The sequence below is a fragment of the Rhodococcus sp. NPDC057297 genome, assembly GCF_042667435.1.
Taxonomy (GTDB): Bacteria; Actinomycetota; Actinomycetes; order Mycobacteriales; family Mycobacteriaceae; genus Rhodococcoides.
Window position 1 is genome coordinate 1 of sequence record NZ_JBHUZE010000002.1, and the last position, 18,161, is coordinate 18,161.

Annotated in this window: 15 protein-coding genes; 8 read left to right on the forward strand and 7 right to left on the reverse strand. The window is 64.1% G+C overall.

Annotated features, from left to right (window positions below):
• Together ACFULT_RS05845 and ACFULT_RS05850 are read left to right on the forward strand one after the other, a co-directional pair.
• The coding region (locus ACFULT_RS05845) for a thioesterase domain-containing protein (protein ID WP_378480918.1) at nucleotides 1-1,296 on the forward strand (1,296 nt) is incomplete at its 5' end.
• Nucleotides 1,293-1,541 carry a phosphopantetheine-binding protein gene (locus ACFULT_RS05850; protein WP_019667398.1) on the forward strand — a complete coding sequence of 83 codons (249 nt, stop codon included), beginning with the start codon at nucleotides 1,293-1,295 and terminating at the stop codon, nucleotides 1,539-1,541. The genes ACFULT_RS05845 and ACFULT_RS05850, both read left to right, overlap by 4 nt.
• 63 nt (nucleotides 1,542-1,604) lie before the next feature.
• Here the strand turns inward: ACFULT_RS05850 and ACFULT_RS05855 are convergent, their stop codons facing one another.
• The 4 genes from ACFULT_RS05855 to ACFULT_RS05870 are packed head-to-tail and all read right to left on the reverse strand — an operon-like array spanning nucleotide 1,605 to nucleotide 7,644.
• Nucleotides 1,605-3,215 (reverse strand): (2,3-dihydroxybenzoyl)adenylate synthase, encoded by a 1,611-nt coding sequence (locus tag ACFULT_RS05855; protein WP_378480919.1) that lies wholly within the window; start codon nucleotides 3,213-3,215, stop codon nucleotides 1,605-1,607.
• A 49-nt stretch (nucleotides 3,216-3,264) separates the two neighbouring features.
• Nucleotides 3,265-4,086, reverse strand: a complete 822-nt coding sequence (locus ACFULT_RS05860) for a sugar phosphate isomerase/epimerase family protein (protein ID WP_378480920.1) — start codon at nucleotides 4,084-4,086, stop codon at nucleotides 3,265-3,267.
• A gap of 58 nt (nucleotides 4,087-4,144) precedes the next feature.
• Nucleotides 4,145-5,914 carry an ABC transporter ATP-binding protein gene (locus tag ACFULT_RS05865; RefSeq protein ID WP_378480921.1) on the reverse strand — a complete coding sequence of 590 codons (1,770 nt, stop codon included), beginning with the start codon at nucleotides 5,912-5,914 and terminating at the stop codon, nucleotides 4,145-4,147.
• On the reverse strand, nucleotides 5,911-7,644 hold the full coding sequence (locus tag ACFULT_RS05870; protein ID WP_378480922.1) for an ABC transporter transmembrane domain-containing protein: 1,734 nt from the start codon (nucleotides 7,642-7,644) through the stop codon (nucleotides 5,911-5,913). The genes ACFULT_RS05865 and ACFULT_RS05870 overlap by 4 nt, the downstream gene beginning before the upstream one ends.
• A gap of 170 nt (nucleotides 7,645-7,814) precedes the next feature.
• Between ACFULT_RS05870 and ACFULT_RS05875 the strand changes: the two genes are divergently transcribed.
• The 4 genes from ACFULT_RS05875 (at nucleotide 7,815) to ACFULT_RS05890 (ending at nucleotide 11,388) form a co-directional block, all read left to right on the forward strand.
• Nucleotides 7,815-8,615: a siderophore-interacting protein gene (locus ACFULT_RS05875; RefSeq protein WP_094719515.1), complete on the forward strand. Its 801-nt coding sequence runs from the start codon at nucleotides 7,815-7,817 to the stop codon at nucleotides 8,613-8,615.
• Complete coding sequence (locus ACFULT_RS05880) at nucleotides 8,612-9,496, forward strand: siderophore-interacting protein (RefSeq protein WP_037104959.1); 885 nt, start codon at nucleotides 8,612-8,614, stop codon at nucleotides 9,494-9,496. Before ACFULT_RS05875 ends, ACFULT_RS05880 begins: the two co-directional genes overlap by 4 nt.
• Nucleotides 9,497-9,547: 51 nt before the next feature.
• Nucleotides 9,548-10,294 (forward strand): ABC transporter permease, encoded by a 747-nt coding sequence (locus ACFULT_RS05885; RefSeq protein WP_037104956.1) that lies wholly within the window; start codon nucleotides 9,548-9,550, stop codon nucleotides 10,292-10,294.
• An 83-nt stretch (nucleotides 10,295-10,377) separates the two neighbouring features.
• A complete protein-coding gene (locus ACFULT_RS05890) occupies nucleotides 10,378-11,388 on the forward strand; it encodes an ABC transporter substrate-binding protein (RefSeq protein ID WP_037104953.1) in 1,011 nt (336 codons plus the stop codon).
• A gap of 4 nt (nucleotides 11,389-11,392) precedes the next feature.
• Here ACFULT_RS05890 and ACFULT_RS05895 read toward each other — a convergent pair whose 3' ends face one another.
• Nucleotides 11,393-12,820: an MDR family MFS transporter gene (locus ACFULT_RS05895; protein ID WP_378480923.1), complete on the reverse strand. Its 1,428-nt coding sequence runs from the start codon at nucleotides 12,818-12,820 to the stop codon at nucleotides 11,393-11,395.
• A gap of 63 nt (nucleotides 12,821-12,883) precedes the next feature.
• Here ACFULT_RS05895 and ACFULT_RS05900 point away from each other — a divergent pair, with 63 nt between their 5' ends.
• Together ACFULT_RS05900 and ACFULT_RS05905 are read left to right on the forward strand one after the other, a co-directional pair.
• The gene (locus tag ACFULT_RS05900) at nucleotides 12,884-13,768 is read left to right on the forward strand and encodes a phosphoribosylaminoimidazolesuccinocarboxamide synthase (protein ID WP_378480924.1); all 885 of its coding nucleotides are present in this window, start codon (nucleotides 12,884-12,886) and stop codon (nucleotides 13,766-13,768) included.
• A complete protein-coding gene (locus tag ACFULT_RS05905; RefSeq protein WP_378480925.1) occupies nucleotides 13,765-15,891 on the forward strand; it encodes a S9 family peptidase in 2,127 nt (708 codons plus the stop codon). The genes ACFULT_RS05900 and ACFULT_RS05905 overlap by 4 nt, the downstream gene beginning before the upstream one ends.
• Nucleotides 15,892-15,894: 3 nt before the next feature.
• Here the strand turns inward: ACFULT_RS05905 and ACFULT_RS05910 are convergent, their stop codons facing one another.
• Together ACFULT_RS05910 and ACFULT_RS05915 are read right to left on the reverse strand one after the other, a co-directional pair.
• Nucleotides 15,895-16,575, reverse strand: a complete 681-nt coding sequence (locus ACFULT_RS05910; RefSeq protein WP_019667386.1) for a response regulator — start codon at nucleotides 16,573-16,575, stop codon at nucleotides 15,895-15,897.
• Complete coding sequence (locus tag ACFULT_RS05915; protein ID WP_241483608.1) at nucleotides 16,572-18,059, reverse strand: sensor histidine kinase; 1,488 nt, start codon at nucleotides 18,057-18,059, stop codon at nucleotides 16,572-16,574. Before ACFULT_RS05915 ends, ACFULT_RS05910 begins: the two co-directional genes overlap by 4 nt.
• Nucleotides 18,060-18,161 lie beyond the last annotated feature (102 nt).

The window sequence follows — 18,161 nt, forward strand, 5'->3', positions numbered from 1 at the left end:
GTCATTGCCGCCGACCACCCCGGCGGCAATGACAAATACCTTGCCGCCTATTACGTCGGCACCGAGATCACCGACGGCGAACTCCGGGAGTATCTGACCGCACGGGTACCGGACTACATGATCCCCACGGTGTTCATTCCCATCGACACCGTCCCGGTCACCCCCAACGGCAAACTCGACCGCCGCGCCCTCCCCACACCCGACCTCACCGGAGCACTGACCGGCGGACAGGAACTCGAGACCGATGCGGAGAATACGATCGGCCGTCTGTTCCGCGAGGTGTTGGGACTCGCGGACGACATCGCGCTCACCTCGGACGACCACTTCTTCCGTCTCGGCGGGCACTCGTTGCTCGCTGTCCGGTTGGTCGCTCGGGCGAACGAGGAGATCGGTACGTCGTTGCTTCTGAACGACATTTTCCGGAACCCGACCGTCGCAGGTTTGGCTGCTGCAGCGCAGGATCGCGCCGCGAGTACGGTCGCCCCGACCGACGTGGCCGACGCGATACTCGTCCCGCTGTTGCCATCCTCGTCCGGGCGCTCTCTGTTCTGTGCGCACACGATGTACGGCGGCGATGCAGCCGCGTACGACGTGTTGGCCGACTACGTGCCGGACGGACTGGGGATCGTGGGGTTGCAGGACCCGGCACACGGCGGCGTCGACATCGAATTCGCCACGCTCGCCGAACTGGCCGTCGTCTACGCGAATGCGGTGCAACGTGTGCAGTCGACCGGGCCGTACGACCTGCTCGGCTGGTCCTACGGCGGACACATCATGTTCGCCGTGGCGCAGGAGCTTCGCTCGAGAGGAGAGGAGATCCATTCCTTGACGATCCTCGACACCTATCCGACCAGCGCCCCCGAGACGCCTGCGCCCGATGTGTCGTTCGTCGACGACCGGGATGCCCAGTTGGAGTACCTGGAAAGCAGACGCGAGGACTTGCTGGCCATTCTCGGCGACGAGGGAAGCCGCGCGTTGTTTGCGAACCAGACGCTCGTCAAAGCCTTTGCGGTGTCCGGTAACCGATGTGAACAACTCATGGCTCAACCGACCAGCGGCCGACTCGACTGCGGCTCGCTCGTCGTGTTGGCCGGGGAAACCATCGACAACTCCGAGGCGGAGGGGCTCACCGCTGGACGGGGCGCCTGGCGTGTCCATCTCCCGCGGGCCGTGATCACTGTGGCCGACGGCGAAAACCACACGTCGGTGATCCTCACCGCGCGCGGACGAGCCCACTGGGGTGCGCAGCTCTCCCGACTACTGGAACCAGGCGACGAAGGAGCCGAACAGCAATGACACTGAGCAGCGAACAGGTACAAGAAGATGTGGCGAACGTGCTGTACGTGGAGGTCGACGAGCTCGACCACGAATTGGATTTGCGCGAGCAGGGAATGGATTCCGTGCGCGTGATGCAACTCGTCGAGCAGTGGCGCAGCGCAGGGGTGGAGAAGGTGGACTACATCGTGTTGGCAGAGGATCCACGGCTGGAACGCTGGCTTGCGGTTCTGGAGGACCTGCAGCAGTCTGCGCAGAAAACATAGGGACGCGAGAGTGTGGGGCCGGGAAAGAATCCGGCCCCACACTCGTCGACACGCGAAGCGGTTCTACTGTCTCTTGCTGATTTTTCCGACGGCGGTGCGCTCGAACTCGGTGACCAATTCGACGACGTCAGGAAGCTTGTACGTCGCGAGCCCCTTGGCCTTCAGGAACTGCCGAACCTTGGGCAGCGACAACGATTTCGGATCCACACCCTCGCGTGGGAGCAGGAATGCTTTGACACGCTCACCGAGGACGGCGTCGGGAATGCCCTGGACGGACGCCTCGTGGACCGACTCGTGCGCCAGCAGCAGGTCTTCCACCTCTGCGGGTGCGACTTTCTCCCCGCCACGGTTGATCTGATCCTTCGAGCGTCCGGTGACCGTCAGGTAACCGTCGGCGCCCTGGACGACAATGTCACCCGTGCGGTAGAAGCCGTCCTCGGTGAACACGTTCTGGTGCTGAGGGGCGTTGTAGTAACCGCGGATGGTCGACGGTCCACGGGTCAAAAGGTCACCGGCGGTGCCTCTGTCGACATTCTGGCCATGAGAGTCGACGACGCGGATTTCGTCGTAGTCGGTGGTCGGGCGCCCCTGGCGAGTGGTGATGATGTCCTCGTCGGCATCGAGTCGTGTGAAGGTGTGCAAGCCCTCGGCCATGCCGAAGGACTGCTGGACCGTCGCCCCGAGTTCGGGCCGAACTCGTCGCGCCGAGTCGGGGCTGAACTTCGCCCCGCCGACCTGGATGACGGCGAGCGTGGACAGGTCGTATCGCTCTTTCAGTGACGAGTTCAACCACGCCAGCGCGAGCGGGGGGACCAGCGCGACGATGGTCACACCATGCTCGGCGATGAGGGGGAAGCTCACGTCCGGACTCCCGTTGGGCGCCATGACGACTGTGCCGCCGGCAGCGAGCGTGGACAGGTAACCGGGGGAGCGCATCGCGAAGCTGTGCGACATCGGTAGCACGACGAGTTGCACTGTGTCCGAGGTGATATCGGTCATCGCGGCTGCCGCCCGTACGGAGGCGAGGTACGTCTCGTGGGTGTGCGGGACAAGCTTGGGGCGATCGGTCGTGCCTCCCGACAATGCCAGGAAAGCGACGTCCGACGGGAGCGATCGTCGACGATGTTCCAGTGTGCCCTGTGCAAGAAGCGGTTCAAGTCCATCGGCGTCGACGATGATCGTGTGTTCGAGTGTGGACGACGTCGACTTCAGCTCGGCTGCGAGGGCTGCGAGATCGTTCCCGTCGTGCGCGGCGGTGGCGATGTACCCGCGGGCACCGGATTCTTCGACGATGTAACCGATTTCGTGCAGGCGCAACGCGATCGGGGTGAGGACGGGTACTGCGCCGATCTCGTAGAGTGCGAACACCAGCGCCACATAGTCGGGAATGTTCGGGAGGTGGACCACGACGCGCTCGCCGCGCCGGATTCCGAGACGCTCGAACCCGGCCGCGAGCGTCAGAATCCGCTCGCCCAGGTGGCCGTACGTGATTCGGGTGTCACCGAAGATCAGTGCAGTCTCCTCCGAGTGCTGCTCGATCGAGCTGAACAGAAACTCCGTGAACGTCTGGTCCACCCAGATGCCCTCATCCCGGTAGCGCTGCGCGAACTCCGGTGGATAGGGGACGACTCCGTCCAGGGCGAGGGGTGCGAGGTCGTGAGTGGACGCGGTCATCTATCCCTTCCTATGTGAGCGGAAATGTAGGCCAGGCCTACATTTCCGCTCACGTTGTGGTGTATTGCAGACGAGAAATCAGAGCGTCGAGCGATTCTGCCCCGTGTGCCGCGACGTCGGCTGCGGGGCGTTCGCGGTATCCAGGGTTGAAGATTTCCAGTGACAGCGGACCGGTGTATCCGGCTTCGATCACGACGGCAACGGGGGCGAGTACGTCGAACTCGCCGTCTCCGGGGAAGCAGCGGTGATTCCGACTCCACTGGATCAGCTCGAGATCCATCCACGGGGCGTCGGCGACCTGAAGAAAGCCGATACCGCGGGGGTCGAGGGCGTGGACCTGCTCGATTCCGTCTCCCACGGCATAGAGGTGGAAGGTGTCGACGACGAGTGACAACGACGGGTGGTCCGCGCGCTTCAGTGCATCTTCGACGTCGGCGATGCGGTTGATGTGGGTGCCCCAGGCCAGCGCTTCGAACATGACGGTGGCGCCGTGTTCTGCTGCGGCCTCGCCGAGTGCATGCAATTGCGAGGCGGAGAGGTCTCGGTCGTCGATGGCGTCGTCGTCGGTGTTGGAGACGACGAGGATTGCATCTCCGCCGAGCGCCTCCATGATGTCGCTTTCGCGGTGGAAACGTTGGAGTACGTCGGCGAATTCGGTTTCGGTGACGCCTTCGGCGCGCCTGAACGGTTGGTAGAGGTCGACTGTCAATCCGAGGTCGTCGCATCGCCGACGGATTTCTGCGGCGCTCGATGATGCAGCCGTCAGGTCGGCGTCGAGAATTTCGACGCCGTCGAAGCCTGCCGCGGCGATGCCGTCGAGTTTGTCCTCGAGCGTTCCGCCGAGTGACACGGTGGCGATGCAGGTCTTCACGGGTGCTCCTCGGCGTAGGTCCGGCGAGGCTGAGATTGATAGCCTAACCTAGCTCAGCTTAACCTAGCCTTACCTTTGAATGGGGTTGTATGTCGGCGCTGTACACGGACCACAGTTCGGCGTAGCGGCCCGCGGCATCGAGTAGCTCGTCGTGGGTGCCTTCCTCGACGATGGACCCGCGCTCGAGGACGACGATACGGTCGCATGCACGCGCCTGCGAGAGTCGGTGCGCGATGACGATCGCCGACCGGCCATGTAGTGCCTTCGCTGTGGCCTCGTCGAGCAGAGCCGAGTTGCGCGAATCTGCTTCTGCTGTGGCCTCGTCCAGAATCGCCACCGCGGGGTCGTGCAGGACCAGCCTGGCCAGCGCGAGCAGCTGAACGTCCGCCGCGGTGATGCGGTGACCTTCCTCGCCGAGTTCGGTGTCGAGGCCACCGGGGAGCGAGCTGAGAAGGACATCCCCGCCGACGAGTGACAGTGCGTGCGTAAGTGACTCGTCCGAAGCATCCGGCGCGGCGAACGCCAGATTCTCGCGCAGTGTTGCCGAGAAGACTCGTCCCTCCTGGTTCAGGTACGCGATCCGCGATCGGTGTACCGATGCCTCGATGGTTCCGCCGCTCGGCTCGCGCACGCCGGCGATCAGACGGGCGAGCGTTGTCTTGCCCGAACCGCTCGTGCCGACGATCGCGAGGTGCTCCCCGGTGTGGAGCGTCAGATCGACGCCGTTCAGCACGGGGTGCTCCGGTAGATAGGAGAAGGATGCATCACGAACCGAGACGACGTGGCCGGTTCGCCTCACGGTCGAGTCCGGCGCGGCGGCCGGAGCGGCGTAGTTCTTCGTGACACCCACGACCCGAGCGAGAGATGCTGCGGCGGACTGCAAGTCGTCCATGACGAACATCAGCATCGAGATCGGTCCGGTGACCTGCAGGAACAACAGCGAGGCGGCGGTGATCGAACCCAGTGACGTGCCGTACCGCGCAGCCAGAACGAAACCACATCCGACGATCAGGAGCAGGCAGACCGCCTCGGCGAGGTTGATGCGGCTGAAGAAACGGTTCTGCATGATTCGAGCGCGCACCTCCCAACGTGCCACGTCCCATGTTGCGCTCTGGATGTCGTTGATACGTGCATCGCCCGCCTGAAATGCGGTAACGGTTGGAAGCGCCGTGAGTGTGGTGAGTACACGTTCGCCGCGGGTGCTGTCTGCCGAGCGCAGTGCGCCGTACACCGGCGGCACCGCGGGGAGGTACCACCTCAATGCCCGTACGTACAACGGCGCGGCAAGCAAGAATGCGATGCCGAAGCGCCAGTCGATGGCCGCTGCCCCGATGACGGTCAGCACGATCGTGAAGATCGCTGCTGACAGCGTCGGCAGAATTGCTGGGAGTTCGTCGGATACGTTCCGCGTGTCGGATGCGGCACGAGTCACGATGTCTCCGACTCCCACTCGTTCCACCTCGGTCTCCGTCAGATCCAGTGTCGCCGCCATGAACTTCTCGCGCAGGTCAGCGACCATCGTGTCGATGACGCGTCCGAGCGCCACCATGCCGAAGAACTCGACGACGCCGCCGATGAGGGCAGCGGCCACCAGTGCAGTCAACTGCCACCAGAACACCGCTGGAATTCCCGACGCTTCACTGGCGGTGACCGTGTCGACGATCCACCCGATGGTCAGTGGGAGGACGAGCGTCGTGGCTGCCGAGGTCAGCAGAAGTAGGAGGATGCCCGCGATCCTCAGCTTCCTGCCCTCGGCAAGTTCTGTTATCTCGTTACGCATCTCGCGCCAGTCGGCGACCGGCAGACGCTGCATTTCGGTATCGCTCACGAATGTTCTCCTGCGATGCTGTGCGTGGACACTGCGTGAAAGGCGGGCGAGGACGTGATGACGATCGTGGTCAATCCTTCTCGCGCAGAACGTACCCTGGTGGCGATGTCGTGCTCGGTGGCCGAGTCCACGGAATTCGTGGGATCGTGCAGAACGAGTACCGGCGGACGGCGATGCAGTGCGCGGGCGAGTGCGACGCGTTGGCGTTGGCCACCGGACAGGGTTCTGCCGCCGTCGCCGATATCGGTGTCGTAGCCGTCGCGAAGTTCGTGCTCCAGGCCGTCGCAGCGGGCTGCCTGCAGCGCGCCGCGGGCGCTGGTGTGCTCGGCCGACCCCGGAACTGCCTCCGCGGACGCCACGTTGGCAAACAACGTCGGTTCGAGGAGGTCCGGCTGATGGGGTGAGACGAGTATCCGGCGGCGGACCTCGGCCGGGTCATGTTCTCGCAAGGGACGTCCGTCGAGTGTGATGCCCGGGGTCTTGTCTTGCTCGCCGCGCGAGGTCAAGGTCATCGCGGCGACGAGCCCGTCGGCATCGATCGCGGACGGGTCGATCACGAGAAACTCGCCGGGCGTGACGAGAATCGGGTCGGTCATCTGGGGCGAGTGGATCCGAAGCGTCGGGGACTCCGGGATCGGAGCGGTTCCGAGCGCCTCCGGATCGGGGCCGATGTGCAGTTGATCGAGAACACGCTTGGCCGACGCCAACACCATCGCACCCAACGTTGCGGCGTCCTCGATGAGACTTCTCAGCGGATCGAGAAGCACCTGGGCCATGGCGGCAGCGGCGATAAGGCCGCCGATCGTGATGGAGCCGTTGAACGTGAGCATTGCAGCGATGACGGTCACCACGCCCGCGAACAGACCGGTCAGCGCATTGTTGATGCCGATGACCGCGCCCTCTGCCCTGTTGGCCGCGAGTGTGCCGCGCAGGGCCGATCGGGACACGCCTCGGTAATGGTCAGTGGCGGCGCGCTGAGCGTGGATGCCCGTGATCACTCGGTAGCCGGACACCAGATCGGCGGCGATGCCTGCCGCGTCCGCGACGGCATCTTGTTCTTCCTCTGCGCGTCTCTGCAGTGGACGCGCGACAACCGCCATGAGCGCCAACAGCAATGGCGACCCGAGTATGACGGTCAAGCCGAGAACCGGGTGGATGGCGAAGAGCGACACAGCCGCGACGACGATCGCGACGATATGGCCGAGTGGATACACCGCGAAATAGATTGCGCTGCTGGCCCGGTCGCTGTCGGAGGTTGCCACCGACAGCAGCCGCCCTGGCAGCTGCGGTCCGCCTGCGGTTCCGCGTGCGTCGAGGATGCGCTCGATCACTCGCGACGACAGCTCGTACTTCGCACGCTGTACAGCGAACCACCCGATGCGCCCGCCGAAGCGATACGTCAAGTTCATGACCACATAGAGGCCTGCGATGACGGCAAGCCACTGCAGGAACCCACGGACGGCCTCACCGGCAGGGGTGCCCGTGGAGACCGGCCCGATGCCGCGGTCGATGGCTGCACCCAATGCCAGCGGAACGAGCGTCGTCGCGGTGTTGTACAGCACCAGGAGCAGGCACCCGAGTGCCGCATGCCAGCCTGCCGATCGGATGATCGACGCCGAGAGGCGTAGCGGCGACATGTCGTCGCGGATTCTGATTCGACGCTGCGGCGGCGTGTCCGGAATGTCGAAGAAAACGGGGATGTGCTTGGGCGGATTCCAGGCGGATGTCATACGTCGGCAGGCTCGTGTTCCAGTGGGAGGGGATGGACGGTGGGGTTCCGGTGCTGCGAGCGGACGCGTCGACGGGGTTGGCCGTACGGGTTCGACGAATCACAGGGGGTGCGCCCGACTAGTTCTATAGGTTAGCCTAACTTCGAATGTTAATCGATCAGGAGCCTGTAGTGCCTACGCCCGCCCGACGCCAGCCTTATCCCATCAAGATCCGTGCGGCAGAGGTCGTCCGGACCGAGATGATCACCGACACGATGATCCGCGTGACGTTCGGTGGAGCCGGGACCGATGGATTTGTCAGTCAGGTCGCCGACGAGCACGTCAAGCTCATCTTCCCCGACGTCGACACCGGTGAGCTGCGGCTCCCGGTGCCCGACGGCGACCATCTCGATTGGCCGGAGCCCTTCCCGACCACCCGTGAGTACACAGTCCGGAAGTACCGTCCCGAGGAGCGGGAGATCGATATCGATTTCGTCGTGCACCGACATGGGCTCGCGTCGGGGTGGGCGATCGCGGCAAGGCCGGGTGACACCCTTCATGTCGCGGGACCTCCCGGCGGGGTGATCATCGATCCCGGATACGACCATTTCGTCATCGTCGGCGACGAGACCGCGCTGCCTGCGATCGCTCGCTGGCTGGAGGAGATGCCGCGTGACACCCGCGGAGACGTGTACATCGAAGTGCACACCGAATCGAGCATTCAGAAGCTGGACCCGCCGGGTGGAATCGACGTCCACTGGATTGTGACGCCGCACGGTGAGGCGTCGGGGCTCGAGACGGCAGTACGATCGACGAAGATTCCGGACGGTGCTTCGGTGTTCGTCTGGCTCGCCGGCGAGGCCGGGGACATACGTCCGCTGCGGTCCTGGATCCGGAAGGATCTGGGTTTGGGCAAGGGGGACAGCTCGATCACTGGATATTGGCGCCGAGGTGTCTCCGATACCCACGAACATCTGGACGAGGAAGAATGAGCAAGGGTTTCTACTACGCCGAAGTTGTTGCCGTCGAGCAGATCACCAAGCACATGGTGCGGGTGACGTTCGGTGGTGAGGACGTTGCCGACTACGTGAGCATCGGGGCCCCCGACGAATGCGTGACGTTGTTCTTCGCGCGTGAGGGTGAGGATCGTCCGCCTGCGATGACCGAGGTCGACGGCGAATGGTGGTTCCACGGCATCGAGGATGCGCCCGAGGGCCGCAACTACACCGTCCGTCGGTTCGATGCCGACTCCGGGCACCTTGTCATCGATTTCGTCGCGCACGAAGGCGGTGTTGCTGCCACCTGGGCGCTGAACGCGACGGTCGGCCAGGTTTTGCTGTGGACGCGGCCACGTTCCTGGTACAACATCCCGGCTACGGCGCAGTGGCAGTTGCTCGTCGCAGACATGACGGGTCTGCCTGCGCTCGGACGCATCATCGAGGAATTGCCGAGTGGCGCACAAGCTCACGCGATCGTCGAGGTGCTCGAGCGCAGTGACAAGCAGGAGTTCGAGACAGCCGGCGACGTGACGTACGACTGGCGATTCGGCTCCGGCAACGGTGATTCCGCGAGTGTGCTCGAAGACGCGGCACGTCAGTGGGAACTGCCCGACGGCGAGGGTTACATCTGGTTCGCCGGTGAGGCTGCGTCGTCCCGGGTCGTGCGAAAGTACTTCCGGAAGGAGTTGGGCTACCCGGTGACTCGATTCGAGATCATCGGATACTGGCGCGCCAACTCCGAGCAGTGGCTCGAGAAATACAAGAAGTACCAGGAAGAAGCACTGGCGGTGTACAACGGCGCATTGGCCGCAGGCCGCAGTCAAGCCGAGGCCAGCGAGGAATTCGACGCCATGCTGGAGCGCGTCGGTCTGTGAGTGGAAACGTAGGCTTCCGCCTACATTTCCACTCACGTGGATAATCGGTGGGTGAGTTCTTCCCTGGTCGAGCCCGGCGTTCCCCTTGCAGTCCTGTGCGTGGTCATGGTCCTGCTGGCGGCCTTGGTGTATCGAGTTTCTGCCATCGGGCGGGTGTGGACGGTGCCGTCGGCTGCGGTCCGGGGCTTCCTGCAGTTGGCGGCGATCTCGCTGATTCTGGCTGCGGCTCTTGCGCACTTGTGGTCGTCGCTGTTGGTGCTGGTGGTCATGTTCGCAGCGGCTGCCTTCACGTCCATTCGTCGTTCGGAGGCCGGGAGATCCGGGCTGTGGTTGACGGTCCCACTGGCCGTGGGGATCGGCGTCGTCGTTCCATTGTGTTTGTCGACGGGAGTCGTTCCTGCCGAAGGGATTGCGATCGTGCCCGTCGGTGGCATCATTCTGGGCGGCACGATGACAGCGACGTCGCTTGCGGCTCGTCGAGCTCTGGATGCACTGTCCGAGCGGCACGGTGAAGTAGAAGCCGCGTTGAGTCTCGGCCTCACCGAACGTGATTCGCGGCTCGAAGTCGTTCGTCCCACTGCCGGCGACGCGCTGCTGCCTGGGTTGGATCAGACGCGGACGGTCGGGCTCGTGACACTGCCAGGAGCTTTCGTGGGTGTGCTGTTGGCCAGCGGTTCGGCCATCCAGGCCGGAGCCGTGCAGATACTCGTGTTGACCGGACTCTTGCTCGCTCAGACATTAGCGGTGGTCCTGACGGTCGATCTCGTCTCGCGCGGTGTGGTGCATCGCAAAAGCTGACCCACCACAACTGCGAGTGATCGATCTAGAATGCTGAGTTGGTCGAGCACTACTGATGTCTCGCGCTCCCGAAAGGATTTACCTTGTCCGGTTCACTTCTTCGGCGGCGCAGTGTGCGCGTGATCGCCGCGCTCGCCGCAGTGACGGTCGGTCTCACCGCATGCAGTAGCGACAACTCGCCCGGTGACGACACCGAAACTGGAGCCACAAGCAGCGAGACCAGGGTGATCTCGACCGACAAGGGAGACGTCACCGTGCCCGCCGATCCGCAACGCATCGCGGTGCTGTCTGCAGGACTGGCCGGATACCTCTTCACCCTCGACGCACCGATCGCCATCACCGACACGCGGCTTCTGGGCGTGACCAACCTCGACGGTGGCTTCCCACCGCAGTGGGCCGAGAAGGCGGAGGAGCAGGGCACCGAAGAACTGCCCGCAGGCGAAGCGCTGAACATCGAGGCGATCGCACAGGCAGAACCCGACCTCATCATCGGTGGCGGACAGGGAATTTCCGCCGTCCAGGCAGACGAAGCATACGACCAGCTGACCGCCATCGCGCCGACTGTTCTGATACCCGCGTCCGTCAACACGTGGCAGGGACAGCTCGAAGCCGTTGCCGACGCTGCGGGTGAGTCGGACAAGGTTGCCGGACTGCTCGAGGCATACGACGACAAGGTCGCCGAAGTAAAAGACGCCATCACGGTGCCGGGATCGCCCGTGTCGTACCTGTTGTCGCTGAGCACCAACGAGCCCGCGTTCATCCCGCAGACTGCAACGTTGCCGGAGTTGCTGAAGAACGTCGGCCTCGAACCGGACGACGTGCTCACCAAAGCCGACAACCCCGAGCTCTACGGCTCGGGTGACTCGTTCATCATCAGCCCCGAACTCCTGGCTCCGGTGGCGAGCGCACCCGTCATCATCGTCGTTCCGGTCGCCGGTCGTAGCTTGGACGGATTGAAACAGGATCCCGCCTACGCGAGTCTGCCTGCCTTTGCATCCGGCAACGTCTTCGAGCTGCCTGCTACGAGCTACCGACCGGATTACGACGGGGTCATCTCGACCCTGGATCAGGTGCAGACGCTGTTCGCGAAGTAAATCGTCACGGCTGAGATGTCCGTCGACTCACCTGCGGAGGAGCCGCCTTGGGCATCAACGTTGCGGCGAGCAGCATCAGCACCGCCGCACCGAAGACGCCCAGGAAGACCAGATGAATGGCGTCGGACAGCTGTTCGGGCTCGGGATCCCCGGAGACACGCGAGTTCACGATGGCCCCGAAGATCGCGACGCCGACGGCGCTGCCGATGGAGCGGGCGAACATGTTGGTCGACGTCGCCACTCCACGCTCGGACCACTCGACCGACGACTGCGCGGCGATCAGCGTCGGGCTTGCAATGAGACCCATGCCGAGCCCGACGACCAAGCAGACGGCGGCGATCATCCAGATCTGCGACTGCGCGCCTATCAGCGTTGCCGATCCGGTTCCGACCACCGCGATGGACCCACCGGTCAACGCCGTCGCGCGGAATCCGAACCTCAGATAGAACTTGCCGGACAGTGACGCCGCGATCGGCCACCCGAGCGTGAGTGTCGCCAGAGCGAAGCCGGCCACGATGGCACCGGTGCCGAGGACGCCTTGCACGAAGGTGGGGACGTACGACGTCAACCCCAGCACGATTGCCCCGACGATGAGGGACACCAGGCTACTGACGACGAGGACGCGCCGGGTGAACACCCAGAGCGGCAGTATCGGCTCGGGCGCGCGGGTCTGCTGCCAGGTGAACAACGCCAGTGAGACGACCCCGAGTGCAAAGATCCCCACCGACGTGCCCGACGCCCATGCCCAGGACTGTCCGCCTTCCAGCAACCCGAGAAGCAGCGCAGCCGCGCCGACGGTGAGCAGACCCGCACCGAGGTAGTCGATCGTGGGTTTCGAGCGGTCGACGGGCCCTTCGTGGAAGCGTCGGATCAGCATCCAGGCGGCCAGTGCGCACAGTGGGATGTTGACGAAGAAGATCCAGCGCCAGGACAGGAACTCGGAGAACACACCGCCGAGTGCAGGCCCCAGCACTGCCGACATGGCCCACACGCTGGCCAGGTAGCCCTGGGCTTTGGCGCGTTCCTGCAGGGTGTAGATGTCGCCCGCGATCGTGACGGACATCGGCTGCACCGCCCCCGCCCCGAGTCCCTGAACCGCACGGAAAGCGATCAACGCGGGCATCGACCACGCCAGGCCGCACAGAATCGAGCCGAGGAGGAACACTGCGATGCCCCACAGCATGACCTTCTTGCGGCCGAACAGGTCGGCAAGCTTCCCGTAGATCGGCACGGACACGGCCTGGGCCAGCAGATAGATCGAGAACAGCCACGGGAACTGACTGAAACCACCGAGATCGTCCACGATGGTCAACACGGCCGTCGCGATGATCGTGGAGTCCAGTGCGACTAGCGACGTGCTGAGCATCAGAGCGATGAGTACCGGCCCGCGCTCGGACCGGAAGCCGACGTCTGCGATCTCGTTGGTTGCCATCAGCAACCATTGTTCTCCTGTCGCCGAGACATGACGACATCAGGCCCAGATAGGGTTGGTTTCGTGCGCCCAACACTCAGTAGCTACCAGCATCTGGCCGGCGGCAAGGTTCGCGATCTCTACATCGTCGACGACGACCACCTGCTTCTCGTCGCAAGCGACCGCATCTCCGCCTACGACCACGTCCTCGATACGCCGATCCCCGACAAGGGGCGCGTCCTGACGGCGATGAGCGTGTTCTTCTTCGACGAGCTCGGGGGAGTCAATCACCTCGCCGGTGATCCGCTCGACGAGCGGATCCCTCAGGAACTGCTCGGACGGGCTCTTGTCGTCAAGCGCCTCGAGATGGTGCCGATCGAATGCGTCGCTCGCGGTTACCTGACCGGTTCGGGGCTCTCGGACTACCAGCGGACCGGCGCGGTGTGCGGTGTCGCCCTGCCCGACGGTCTGGTCGAATCCAGCAAGCTCGACGAGCCGATCTTCACGCCCGCGGCCAAAGCGGCTCTCGGCGAGCACGACGAGAACGTCGACTACGCCGCCGTCGTCGACAAGGTCGGGGAGGAACTGGCGTTCAAACTTCGCGAGGACACCCTCGAGATCTACGCCCGAGCTGCCAATTTCGCACTCGACCGCGGAATCATCCTCGCCGACACCAAGTTCGAATTCGGGCAGGACGCCGACGGCAACCTGGTTCTCGCCGACGAGGTGCTCACCCCGGATTCCTCGCGGTACTGGCCGGCCGACAGCTACGAGGAAGGTCGCGTTCAGCCGAGCTTCGACAAGCAGTACGTCCGCGACTGGCTGACGGGCGAATCGGGCTGGGACCGTCACGGTGACACGCCGCCGCCTGCTCTTCCCGACGACGTCGTCGCGGCGACTCGTGCACGGTACATCGAGGCCTACGAACGCATTTCGGGCCTCAACTTCGACGATTGGGTCAAGCCATGACAGTTACTCCACCGATTGCCAAGAAGGTCCCCCTCGAACGGACCCACCACGGCGACACCGTCGTCGACAACTACGAGTGGCTGCGGGACAAGGAAGATGCCGAGGTGATCGCCTACCTCGAAGCCGAGAACGCCTACACCGAGCAGCAGACCGCCGGTCTCGAGGAACTCCGCGGACAGATCTTCGACGAGATCAAGTCACGCACCCAGGAGACAGACCTGTCGGTCCCGACGCGTATGGGCGACTGGTGGTACTACTCGCGGACCATCGAAGGCAAGTCCTACGGCCTCCAATGCCGTTGCGCCGTGGATTCTCCCGACGACTGGACACCTCCCACTCTGTCCGGTGAGGTGCCGGGCGAGCAAGTCCTTCTCGATTCCAACATCGAGGCCGAGGGGCACACCTTCTTCTCCCTCGGAGCATTCTCGATCAGCCAGGACGGTAACCTCCTGGCCTACTCGACCGACACCGAGGGCGACGAGCGGTACACGTTGCGTTTCAAGGACCTGCGCACCGATGAGATACTGCCCGACACCATCGAGAAGGTCTCCACCGGAGCGACCTGGTCGATCGACCACGGCCACGTCTTCTACCAAACCGTCGACGAATCCTGGCGTCCCGACACCGTGTGGCGGCACAAGCTCGGCACACCATCCTCCGAGGACGTCAAGGTCTTCCACGAGCCGGACGAGAGCTACTGGGTCGGATTCGGCTCCACCCGTAGCGAGAAGTACCTGATGATCTGGGTCGGCTCCAAGATCACCTCCGAATGCCTCGTCCTGGAATCCGAGAATCCGGAAGGCGAATTCCGCGTCGTACTCCCGCGCGAAACCGGTGTGGAGTACAGCGTCGAGCATGCCGTGGTGAACGGTGAGGATCGATTCCTGATCCAGCACAACGGCTCCGTCAACGGCTGGGGAACCGACGGCGAGAAGGCGGAGAACTTCCTCCTCGCCGACGCACCCGTCGACGATCCGTCGAACCAGACCATTCTGATTCCGCACCGCGACGACGTCAGGCTCGAGGACGTCGACGCGTTCGCCGACCATCTCGTACTTAACTACCGCCGAGAAGCGTTGACACGGCTGGCTATCTGGCCGATCGGACCCGAGGGGTACGGCGACTACGAGGAACTCGAGTTCGAGGAAGAACTCTTCGCCGTCGGCGCCGGCTCGAACCCCGAGTGGACGCAGCCACTTCTTCGTCTTGTCTACACCTCGTTCATCACCCCTGGGCAGGTGTACGACTACGACGTGAAATCAGGCGAGTTGCTGCTCCGTAAGGCGCAGCCCGTCCTGGGTGATTTCCGCGCCGACGACTACGTCCAGCATCGAGATTGGGCCGTCGCGGCCGACGGGACCCGCATTCCGCTGTCCATCGTGCTGCGCAAGGACGTTCCCGAAGGCCCTGCTCCGACCCTGCTGTACGGCTACGGATCGTACGAAGCATCGATGGATCCGGCGTTCTCCGTAGCCAGGCTCTCGCTACTGGACCGCGGAATCGTCTTCGTCGTCGCACACGTGCGCGGTGGCGGCGAGATGGGCCGCCACTGGTACGAGAACGGCAAGACTCTCACCAAGAAGAACACGTTCACCGATTTCGTCTCCGCTGCACAGCATCTGATCGACACGGGTCGGACGGCGCCGAAACACCTCGTCGCCGACGGTGGTAGCGCGGGCGGGCTCCTGATGGGTGCTGTCGCGAACCTGGCGCCGGAGCTGTTCAACGGCATCCTCGCGAACGTTCCGTTCGTCGATCCACTGACCTCCATTCTCGACCCGTCGCTGCCGCTCACGGTCATCGAGTGGGACGAGTGGGGCAATCCGTTGGCGGACAAGGAGGTGTACGACTACATGAAGTCGTACAGTCCCTACGAGAACGTCGAAGCCAAGGACTACCCAGCGATCCTCGCGATCACGTCCATCAACGACACCCGTGTGCTCTACGTCGAGCCCGCCAAATGGGTTGCCGCACTGCGTGCCACCAAGACCGGTGACTCCGACCTGCTGCTCAAGACCGAGATGAGCGCAGGCCACGGCGGAGTCAGCGGACGATACGAGAAGTGGAAGGAAGCCGCCTTCGAGTACGCCTGGATCGTGCAGCAGACAGGCGCCCGTATGTGAGTGTCAGCGCCAGACGTACCTGACCTGTGGACGACCGGCCTTGCCGTATTCGGTGTTTCGGGTGACCAGGCCGTCGTCGGCGAGGCGCTCGAGGTACCGCCAGGCCGTCACGCGCGAGACCCCGACGAGCTTGGCGGCCTCGGATGCGTTGAGCCCGTCGGGGGCGTCGCGGACGATGGCGGTGACTCCGTCCATCGTCTGCGGCGCAATACCTTTGGGGGTCGAGGCGCGTTCGTCCGCGGTGCGCAGGTGCGACATGGCACGGTCGATGTCCCGCTGGCTCGCGGCGTTCTCTCCCGCGGGAAGGGCGTCGTGGAACTCGCGGTACCGGTCCAGCTTGTCCCGAAACGCGGCGAACGTGAACGGCTTCAGTAGGTACAGAACGACACCGTGGGCCACGGCGGATCGGACCACCGAGAGGTCACGCTCCGACGTGATGGCGATGACGTCCGGACTCGGCCGGAGACCGCCGAGCGCAGCGGCGACGTCGATGCCGTTGGAATCGGGCAGGCCTATGTCCAGCAGTACCAGGTCGATCGGTTCGACGGCTTCGGCTGCGGCCCGCAGTGCGGCCGACCCTGTGTGCGCCAGTGCGACGACGGTGAACCCCGGAACGCGCTCGACGTAGCTGCGATGCGCCTCGGCGATCAGCGGTTCGTCCTCGACGATCAAGACTCGGATCACGAGGGCCTCCCCAGCGGAATGATCGCGGTCAACACCGAACCGTAGGTGACCTCGGAGGTCAGCGATCCGCGGTACCGATTGACCACCTGTGTCACCAGTGCCAGACCCAGGCCGCGCGACCCGGATTTGGTCGAGTATCCGCGGGTCAGTGCAGTTCTCAGTACGTCGGCGGGCATCCCCGGTCCGCTGTCGGACACCCGAACCATCAGCTCCGATTCCGAATCACGCACCGTCACTTCGACCCACGGCTGCTCTGCTTCCTTCGACGCATCGATTGCATTGTCTATCAAATTACCGACCAGCGTGACCAATTCCCGCGGAGTGACGATGCCGGCATGTTCCAGCGCTGTGTCCTCGGTGATCGTCAGTTCGACGCTCTGCTCGGCTGCCTGACTGACCTTGCCCAACAACAAGGCGGCCAGAGCGGGTTCACCCACGGCGCTCATCAATCGGTCGATCAAGTTCTGCGACAGTTCGAGGTCCGCAGTCGCGAACTCGACAGCTTCCTGTGGCCGACCGAGTTCCACCATCGTGATGACGGTGTGCAGGCGATTCGCGGACTCGTGCGCCTGCGAACGCAGCGATTCGGCGAAGCTCCGCACCGAATCGAGTTCACCGATCACCCCTTGCAACTCCGTGCGATCGCGGATCGTGAGAACGTCGCCGAGGCGACGACCCTCCCACATCACCGGGTCGGAGTTGACGACCAGGACGCGAGTTTCGGTCAGGTGCAGTTCGCCACCGGACGTCATGTGCTGCAGTGATTCCGGCAGGTCCGTCCGACGAACAGGGCCATCGGGGAGATCGAGGAGCCGCCTGGCCTCGTCGTTGACGATTTCCGCCGTGTCCCTCTTGCCGAACACGAGCAACCCTTCGCTGATGGAGTGCAGAACGGCGTCGTGATGCTCGTACATCGAACGCAACTCGTCCGGCGCCATGCCCAACGTCTGACGACGAAGTCGTCGGCTCAGTGCCACCGAGCCGCCGGCGGCGACGATGAAGGCCGAGATCACCACCCCGACGATGAGAGGAAGCCCGGCCAGGAACTGATCGCTGATCTTGTCCCTTGTCACCCCGGCCGACACCAGGCCGACGATGGCGCCGGTGGAGTCGGTCACCGGCGTCACCGCGCGGATCGAGGGACCGAGCGACCCGACGTAGGTCTCGGTGAACGTCTCACCCTCGAGCGCGCGATCGATGTTGCCGCTGAACGGCTGACCGATCAGGTCGACGGTCGTGTGAGTGAAACGAGTTCGGTCCGGCGCCATCACGACGATGAAGTCGACGCCGGTGACCTTTCGGATCCGTTCGGTCTCCGGTTGCAGGTACGCAGTGGGGTCGTCCGAGGCGATCGCCGTCGGCGTCGACGGTTCGTTGGCGATGCTCGCCGCGACGGCGATCACCTCGCGGCGGGTCGCCTCGTCGCTGTTTGACCGCTCGTTGACGATGGTCAGGAACCCGCCGGCAAGCACGATGACGGCCATGACGATCAATTGCAGGATCAGAACTTGCCCTGCAACGCTCGTCGGACGCTTCGCCACGTTTCGTTCCTTTGTTTCGTACCCGGTTCTCGTGAACAGAATGAA